The sequence below is a fragment of the Allomesorhizobium camelthorni genome (assembly GCF_011045125.1).
Lineage (GTDB): Bacteria > Pseudomonadota > Alphaproteobacteria > Rhizobiales > Rhizobiaceae > Allomesorhizobium > Allomesorhizobium camelthorni.
The window spans coordinates 105,707-112,941 of the sequence record NZ_JAAKZF010000013.1 but is presented as its reverse complement, the minus strand read 5'-3'; the positions used below and the strand labels follow the sequence as shown (position 1 = coordinate 112,941).

The 7,235-nt window shown below is 64.0% G+C and carries 6 protein-coding genes; all 6 read left to right on the top strand.

What is annotated here, in order from left to right; genetic code table 11:
* The first annotated feature begins 134 nt into the window (after positions 1 to 134).
* The 6 genes from rimP (at position 135) to truB (ending at position 7,122) form a co-directional block, all read left to right on the top strand.
* Positions 135 to 761 (top strand): ribosome maturation factor RimP, encoded by a 627-nt coding sequence (rimP, locus tag G6N73_RS12845; protein ID WP_165028094.1) that lies wholly within the window; start codon positions 135 to 137, stop codon positions 759 to 761.
* 49 nt (positions 762 to 810) lie between these two features.
* Positions 811 to 2,406 (top strand): transcription termination factor NusA, encoded by a 1,596-nt coding sequence (nusA, locus tag G6N73_RS12840; protein ID WP_165028092.1) that lies wholly within the window; start codon positions 811 to 813, stop codon positions 2,404 to 2,406.
* A 38-nt stretch (positions 2,407 to 2,444) separates the two neighbouring features.
* Positions 2,445 to 3,095 (top strand): RNA-binding protein, encoded by a 651-nt coding sequence (locus G6N73_RS12835; protein ID WP_206078823.1) that lies wholly within the window; start codon positions 2,445 to 2,447, stop codon positions 3,093 to 3,095.
* Positions 3,092 to 5,644 (top strand): translation initiation factor IF-2, encoded by a 2,553-nt coding sequence (gene infB, locus G6N73_RS12830; protein ID WP_165028088.1) that lies wholly within the window; start codon positions 3,092 to 3,094, stop codon positions 5,642 to 5,644. Before G6N73_RS12835 ends, infB begins: the two co-directional genes overlap by 4 nt.
* Before the next feature lie 108 nt (positions 5,645 to 5,752).
* Entirely contained in the window at positions 5,753 to 6,154 is a 402-nt protein-coding gene (gene rbfA / locus G6N73_RS12825; protein ID WP_165028086.1) for a 30S ribosome-binding factor RbfA, read from the top strand.
* Positions 6,154 to 7,122 carry a tRNA pseudouridine(55) synthase TruB gene (gene truB, locus G6N73_RS12820; protein WP_165028084.1) on the top strand — a complete coding sequence of 323 codons (969 nt, stop codon included), beginning with the start codon at positions 6,154 to 6,156 and terminating at the stop codon, positions 7,120 to 7,122. Before rbfA ends, truB begins: the two co-directional genes overlap by 1 nt.
* The last annotated feature ends 113 nt before the right edge of the window (positions 7,123 to 7,235 follow it).

The window sequence follows — 7,235 nt, the reverse complement described above, 5'->3', positions numbered from 1 at the left end:
TCTGACGGCATGCGTCAACTCTTGCAAATGACTCCCGATGGGACTATATCGGCTTCAAATTCTTGGTCGGTATGGCGAAGAGTGGGTCCACCCGGTCCCGCTCTTTTTTGTTACCTGGACCGCCCGGAGACGGCATGAGCGAAACCACAGGCGAAAGCATCGGCGACGACCGCATCATCCGCGAGAGCGGCATCGATGCGCGCGTGGCGTCGATCATCCAGCCGGTGCTGCGCGCTATAGGCTTCCGCCTGGTGCGGGTGCGGCTGTCGGGCCAGAACGGCCTGACCCTGCAGATAATGGCCGAGCGCGAGGACGGCACGATGACCGTCGAGGATTGCGAAGAAGTTAGCCGCGCAGTGTCACCGTCGCTTGATGTCGACGATCCGATCGACAAGGCCTATCATCTCGAAGTGTCGTCGCCCGGCATCGACCGTCCACTGGTCCGCAAATCCGATTTCGCCGTGTGGACCGGCCATCTCGTCAAGATGGAGACGTCGATCCTGGTCGCCGACCGCAAGCGCTTTCGCGGCAAGATCGCGTCGGCAGACGAGGATGGCGTCGTCATCGAGCGCGACCAGGCGGCCTATGGCGAAGAACCGAGCGTTCGGGTGCCGTTCGAGGCGATCGCCGAGGCGCGGTTGATCCTGACCGACGATCTCATTCGCGATGCGTTGTCGAAGGACAACAAGGCGCGCAAGGAAGCCAGGAAGCGTCGCGGCGAACCCGACGACCAGGAAGAACAGAACGAAACCGAAGATTGATTGAGCAGCCGCGCGGAAAGGTTCGCCGGCATTGTTCCGGGAGACGAAAATGGTAGTCAGTGCAAACAGGCTTGAACTGCTGCAGATCGCCGATGCGGTCGCGCGTGAGAAGTCTATCGACAAATCGATCGTGATCGCGGCCATGGCCGATGCGATCCAGAAGGCCGCGCGCTCGCGTTACGGCCAGGAAACCAACATCCGCGCCGACATCAACCCCAATACGGGCGAGATGAAGCTGCAGCGGCTCATGGAAGTCGTCGAGACCGTCGAGGACTACGCAACGCAGATCGCGCTGTCCTCGGCCCGCGAGCGCAATCCCGACGCGCAGGTCGGCGACTTCATCGCCGAGCAACTGCCGCCGATGGATTTCGGCCGCATCGCCGCCCAGTCGGCCAAGCAGGTCATCGTGCAGAAGGTGCGCGAGGCCGAACGCGACCGGCAGTATGACGAATACAAGGACCGCATCGGCGAGATCCTCAACGGCACCGTCAAGCGCGTCGAATACGGCAACGTCATCGTCGATCTCGGCCGCGGCGAGGCGATCATCCGCCGCGACGAATTGATCCCGCGCGAGAACTACAAATATGGCGATCGCGTCCGCGCCTATGTCTATGATGTGCGCCGCGAGCAGCGCGGCCCGCAGATATTCCTGTCGCGCACCCATCCGCAGTTCATGGCGAAGCTCTTCACCATGGAAGTGCCGGAAATCTACGACGGCATCATCGAGATCAAGTCGGTCGCCCGCGATCCCGGATCGCGCGCCAAGATCGCCGTGATTTCGCGTGATTCCTCGATCGATCCGGTCGGCGCCTGCGTCGGCATGCGCGGCTCGCGTGTTCAGGCGGTCGTCGCCGAGTTGCAGGGCGAGAAGATCGACATCATCCCGTGGTCGCCTTCGGCCGCTTCCTTCATCGTCAATGCGCTGCAGCCGGCCGAGGTCGCCAAGGTCGTCCTCGACGAGGACGCCGAGCGCATCGAGGTGGTGGTGCCGGACGACCAGCTTTCGCTGGCCATCGGCCGCCGCGGCCAGAATGTGCGCCTTGCTTCACAGTTGACCGGCTGGGACATCGATATCCTCACCGAGCAGGAAGAATCCGAACGCCGCCAGAAGGAATTCGTCGAGCGTTCGACCCTGTTCATGGAAGCGCTGGATGTCGACGAGATGGTGGGCCAGGTGCTGGCCTCCGAAGGCTTCACCAGCGTCGAGGAAGTGGCCTTCGTCGACCAGGACGAGATTGCCTCGATCGACGGCTTTGACGAAGACACGGCTAACGAAATCCAGTCGCGCGCCAAGGAGTATCTCGCCAAGATCGAAGCGGAGCATGACGAGAAGCGCCGCGCTTTGGGCGTTCTGGACGAACTGCGCGAAATCCCGGGCATCACCACCGCCATGATGGTGACGCTCGGCGAGGACGGCGTGAAGTCGATCGAGGACTTCGCCGGCTATGCGGTGGACGATCTGGTCGGCTGGAAGGAGCGCAAGGACGGCGAGACCAAGTTCTTCCCCGGCGTTCTGGCAAATCACTCGATTTCGCGTGCGGACGCCGAGCAGATGGTGCTGGCCGCTCGCCTCAAGGCCGGCTGGATCACCGAGGAAGAAGTGGCTGGTGAAGAAGAAGCGGCCGATCTTGCCGCCGGTGCGTGAGGTGAACACGCATCACACACGAGCCGCCCTTGGACGAGATGAACGATCGCACCTGCATCGTCACGCGCAACAGCGCCGAGCCGGATGAACTGATCCGTTTCGTCGTCGGGCCGGACGGCGCCGTCGTTCCCGATCTGAAAAGAAACCTGCCCGGCCGCGGTTGCTGGGTCACGGGGGAGCGCCTACATATAGACAACGCTGCGGCCAAGAACCTGTTTTCCCGAGCTTTCAGGAAAGAGGTGGCCGTTCCGCCGGATCTCGGCGCGATAATCGACGCGTTGCTCGCGAAATCGGCGCTCGGCGCGCTCGGTCTGGCGCGCAAAGCCGGCGCCGTCGCGTTGGGAGCGACCAAGGTCGAAAGCGCCGTGCGCCGCGGCGAAGCCCTGCTCGTGCTGCATGCCGTAGAGGCGTCGCCGGACGGACTGCGCAAGATCACCCAGGCCAGGCGGGCGACCGCCTATGCCGGCGGACCCCATATTCATGCCTATAAACTTTTTTCGGAAGCCGATTTGAGTTTGGCATTGGGGGGTACAAATGTGATACATGCTGCCGTTCTCGCGCAAGACGCGGGAAAAGCGGTGCTGAAGCGCATGGTTGCGCTTGACCGATACCGGGGCGGATCCTCGGATGACCGGGCAATGTTTGCGGCAATTGCTGACGAAGATGAAGCCGCAGAGGATATGGAATGAGCGATACGAAAACCGGTGACGACAACACGCTGAGCGTTAACACCAAGAAGACCCTGACGCTGAAGCGGCCCGGCCTGGAGCAGGGCACCGTGCGGCAGAATTTCTCGCATGGGCGCACCAAGTCCGTGGTTGTCGAAACCAAGAAGCGCAAATTCTCCATGCCCGGCGACAAGCCGGACGCGGCGGCATCGGTGTTCAAGCCGAAGCCGGCGGCGCCCGTGGCTGCCGCTCCGGCCGTCCAGCAGGAAGCGCCCAAGGCGCCGGTCGAGCGCCCGCACATCGTCTTGAACGAGCTGTCTACCAGCGAGATGGAAGCGCGCCGCCGCGCCCTCGAAGGTTCGAAGGCTCGCGAGATCGAGGATCGCCAGCGCGCCATCGAGGAAGTCAAGCGCCGCCTCGAAGAGGAAGAGCTGCGCAAGCGCGAGCGCGAAGCTTCCGCCCGCCGCCAGGCGGAAGAGGAAGCGCGCCTGCAGGCCGAAGCCGAATCGCGCCGCCGCGCCGAAGAAGAAGCGCGCCGCCGTGCGCCGCAATCCGACATCGGCGTTGATGATGAGCCGGAGGCCAAGAGCAAGAGCCCGGCGCTCGCCCGCGGCGCGCCGATCAAGCGCATCGTCACGCCGGAAGTGGCGCGTCCCGCCAAGGCCAAGGGCGAGGAAGATCGCCGCCGCGGCAAGCTGACGCTCAGCACTGCGACTTCGGATGGCGACGGGCGCGCCCGCTCGCTCTCGTCGATGCGCCGCCGCCAGGAGAAGTTCAAGCGCGCCATGCATCAGGAGCCGCGCGAGAAGATCGTGCGCGAAGTGGTGCTGCCCGAAACCATCACCATCCAGGAACTCGCGCAGCGCATGTCCGAGCGCGCGGTCGATGTCGTCAAATACTTCATGAAACAGGGCCAGATTTTGAAGCCCGGCGACGTGATCGACGCCGATACCGCCGAGCTGATCGCCTCCGAATTCGGCCACACGGTTCGCCGCGTCGCCGAGTCGGATATCGAAGGCGGCCTGTTCGATGTCGAAGACAAGCCCGAGGATCTGAAGCCACGTTCGCCGGTCGTCACCATCATGGGCCATGTCGATCACGGCAAGACCTCGCTGCTCGACGCCATCCGCAACGCCAATGTCGTGTCGGGCGAAGCCGGCGGCATCACCCAGCATATCGGCGCCTATCAGGTCGAGAAGAACGGCCAGAAGATCACCTTCATCGACACGCCCGGCCACGCCGCCTTCACGGCGATGCGCGCCCGTGGCGCGCAGGCCACCGACATCGCCATTCTGGTGGTCGCGGCCGACGACAGCGTGATGCCGCAGACTGTGGAATCGATCAGCCACGCCAAGGCTGCCGGCGTTCCGATCATCGTGGCGATCAACAAGATCGACAAGCCGCAGGCCGATCCCCAGAAGATCCGGGCCGACCTGCTGCGCCATGAAGTGTTTGTGGAATCGATGGGCGGCGAAGTACTGGATGTTGAAGTCTCGGCCACCAAAGGCACCAATCTCGACAAGCTGCTCGAAGCGATCCTGCTGCAGGCCGAGCTTCTCGACCTCAAGGCAAATCCCGACCGCACCGCGGAGGGTGTCGTCATCGAGGCCAAGCTCGACAAGGGCCGCGGCCCTGTCGCGACGGTGCTGGTGCAGACCGGCACGCTCTTGGTCGGCGACATCGTCGTTGCCGGCAGCGAGTGGGGCCGCGTTCGCGCGCTGGTCACCGATCGCGGCGAGCATCTCGACGAAGCGCCGCCGGCAACGCCGGTGGAAATCCTAGGCATCCAGGGAACGCCCCAGGCCGGCGACCGCTTCGCGGTTGTCAACAATGAGGCGCGCGCCCGCGAGATCACCGAATATCGCCAGCGTCTGGCGCGCGACAAGGCGGTGGCCAAGCATGTTGGCCAGCGTGGCTCGCTCGAGCAGATGATGTCGCAGTTGCAGTCGAGCGGTCTCAAGGAGTTCCCGCTCGTCATCAAAGGCGACGTGCAGGGTTCGGTCGAGGCGATTGTTGCAGCGCTCGACAAGCTCGGCACAGACGAGGTGCGGGCGCGCATCGTTCATGCAGGCGCCGGCGCGATCACCGAAAGCGACATCTCGCTTGCCGAGACGTCGGGAGCGGCGGTCATCGGCTTCAACGTCCGCGCCAACCCGCAGGCTCGCCAGGCGGCGGAAGCTGCAGGCATCGAGATCCGCTACTACAACATCATCTACAATCTGGTGGATGACGTTAAGGCGGCGATGTCGGGCCTGCTGTCGCCGGAGCGTCGCGAAACCTTCATCGGCAATGCGGAAATCCTCGAGATTTTCGACATCACCAAGGTCGGCAAGATCGCCGGCTGCCGCGTCACCGAAGGCAAGGTCGAGCGTGGCGCGGGCGTTCGCCTCATCCGCGACAACGTGGTCATCCACGAGGGCACGCTGAAGACGCTGAAGCGCTTCAAGGACGAAGTGTCGGAGGTGCCTGCCGGCCAGGAATGCGGCATGGCCTTCCAGAACTACGAAGACATGCGTCCCGGCGACGTCATCGAGTGCTTCCGCGTCGAGATGGTGACAAGGACGCTTTAGCCGTCTTGTAGCCGACGCATACAGGAACGGTGGCAGACGCCTCCGTTCGTAACGATCAGACATGGAACGCGGTCCTACACCCGTTCCATGTCTTTTGGATTTTGCACAATGCCCCGATCCCAATCTTCCGGCCCCTCCCAGCGTATGCTTCGCGTCGGCGAGCAGGTGCGCCATGCGCTCTCCGACCTGATCCAGCGCGGCGAGGTTCGCGACGACGTGATCGAAGGGGCGGTGATCTCGATCTCCGAGGTTCGCATGTCGCCCGATCTCAAGATCGCGACAGCCTTCGTCTCGCCGCTCGGCGCGAAGGACGACGAGGCGGTGATAGAGGCGTTGAACAGGAACGCGAAATTTATTCGCGGACGCGTGTCGTCGGCGCTCCGGCAGATGAAGTACATGCCCGAGTTCCGCTTCCGCCGCGACACCAGCTACGACAATTTCGCGAAGATCGACGAGCTTCTGCGCTCGCCCGAAGTGGTGCGCGACCTGGACAAGGACAACGAGGAATAATGGCGCGCCGCGGCAAGAAAAAGGGCCGGCCGGTCTCCGGCTGGCTGATCCTCGACAAGCCGGTCGGCATGGGCTCGACCGACGCCGTCGCCAAGATCAAATGGCTGTTTCAGGCCGAGAAGGCCGGCCATGCCGGCACGCTCGATCCGCTGGCCTCCGGCATGCTGCCGATCGCGCTCGGCGAGGCGACGAAGACCGTGCCCTACGTCATGGACGGGGCCAAGGTCTATCGCTTCACCGTCGCCTGGGGCGAGGAGCGCTCGACCGACGATCTCGAGGGTCCGGTGACAAAAACCTCCGACAAACGCCCGAGTGAAGCCGAGATCCTGGCGCTGCTGCCGAAATACACAGGCGTCATTATGCAGACGCCGCCGCAATTCTCGGCGATCAAGATCGGCGGCGAGCGCGCCTATGACCTCGCCCGTGAGGGCGAAAGCGTCGACATCCCGCCGCGCGAGATCGAGATCGGCCGGCTCGACCTGATCGAGACGATGGCCGATGGCCGCTCCGTCTTCGAGACCGAATGCGGCAAGGGCACCTATGTGCGTTCGCTGGCCCGCGACATGGGCCGCGACCTCGGCTGCTTCGGCCACATTGCCGAACTGCGCCGTGTCGAGGTCGAGCCGTTCACGGCGGAAGACTTCGTCACGCTGGAAGAACTCCAGGCCGCCGCGCCGCCGAAGCCCGATCCGGATCAGCCGGCCGCTGCGCTCGGCAACTGGAGCGACCGCTTCGCCGCGATTGACGCCTATCTGGTCGATACCGGCGCAGCCCTCGAATGCCTGCCGCAGATCGCCGTCACCGACGATGCCGCGGCAAAGATCCGGCTCGGCAATCCCGTCATCATCCGCGGCCGCGATGCCCCGGTCGAGGCGGAGGAGGCGTGCGCCACCGTCCGCGGCAGGCTGGTCGCGATCGGCGCGGTCGAAGCCGGCATGTTCAAGCCGAAGCGGGTTTTTGCCGGCTGATTCCTGTATTCTCTGAGCCGAATCGGTCAGAGCGCCGCGCGTCCTCCTGGACGCGCAAGGGACGCTCTGAGACTGTAAATCTGCGCATGAAAACCGGTTCCGGCTTTCGGGGT

Bases quoted from the DNA above. Each gene is read 5' to 3' on its own strand.
- infB (WP_165028088.1), top strand. From the start codon at position 3,092: ATGAGCGATACGAAAACCGGTGACGACAACACGCTGAGCGTTAACACC.
- G6N73_RS12835 (WP_206078823.1), top strand. From the start codon at position 2,445: ATGAACGATCGCACCTGCATCGTCACGCGCAACAGCGCCGAGCCGGAT.
- nusA (WP_165028092.1), top strand. From the start codon at position 811: ATGGTAGTCAGTGCAAACAGGCTTGAACTGCTGCAGATCGCCGATGCG.
- rimP (WP_165028094.1), top strand. From the start codon at position 135: ATGAGCGAAACCACAGGCGAAAGCATCGGCGACGACCGCATCATCCGC.
- truB (WP_165028084.1), top strand. From the start codon at position 6,154: ATGGCGCGCCGCGGCAAGAAAAAGGGCCGGCCGGTCTCCGGCTGGCTG.
- rbfA (WP_165028086.1), top strand. From the start codon at position 5,753: ATGCCCCGATCCCAATCTTCCGGCCCCTCCCAGCGTATGCTTCGCGTC.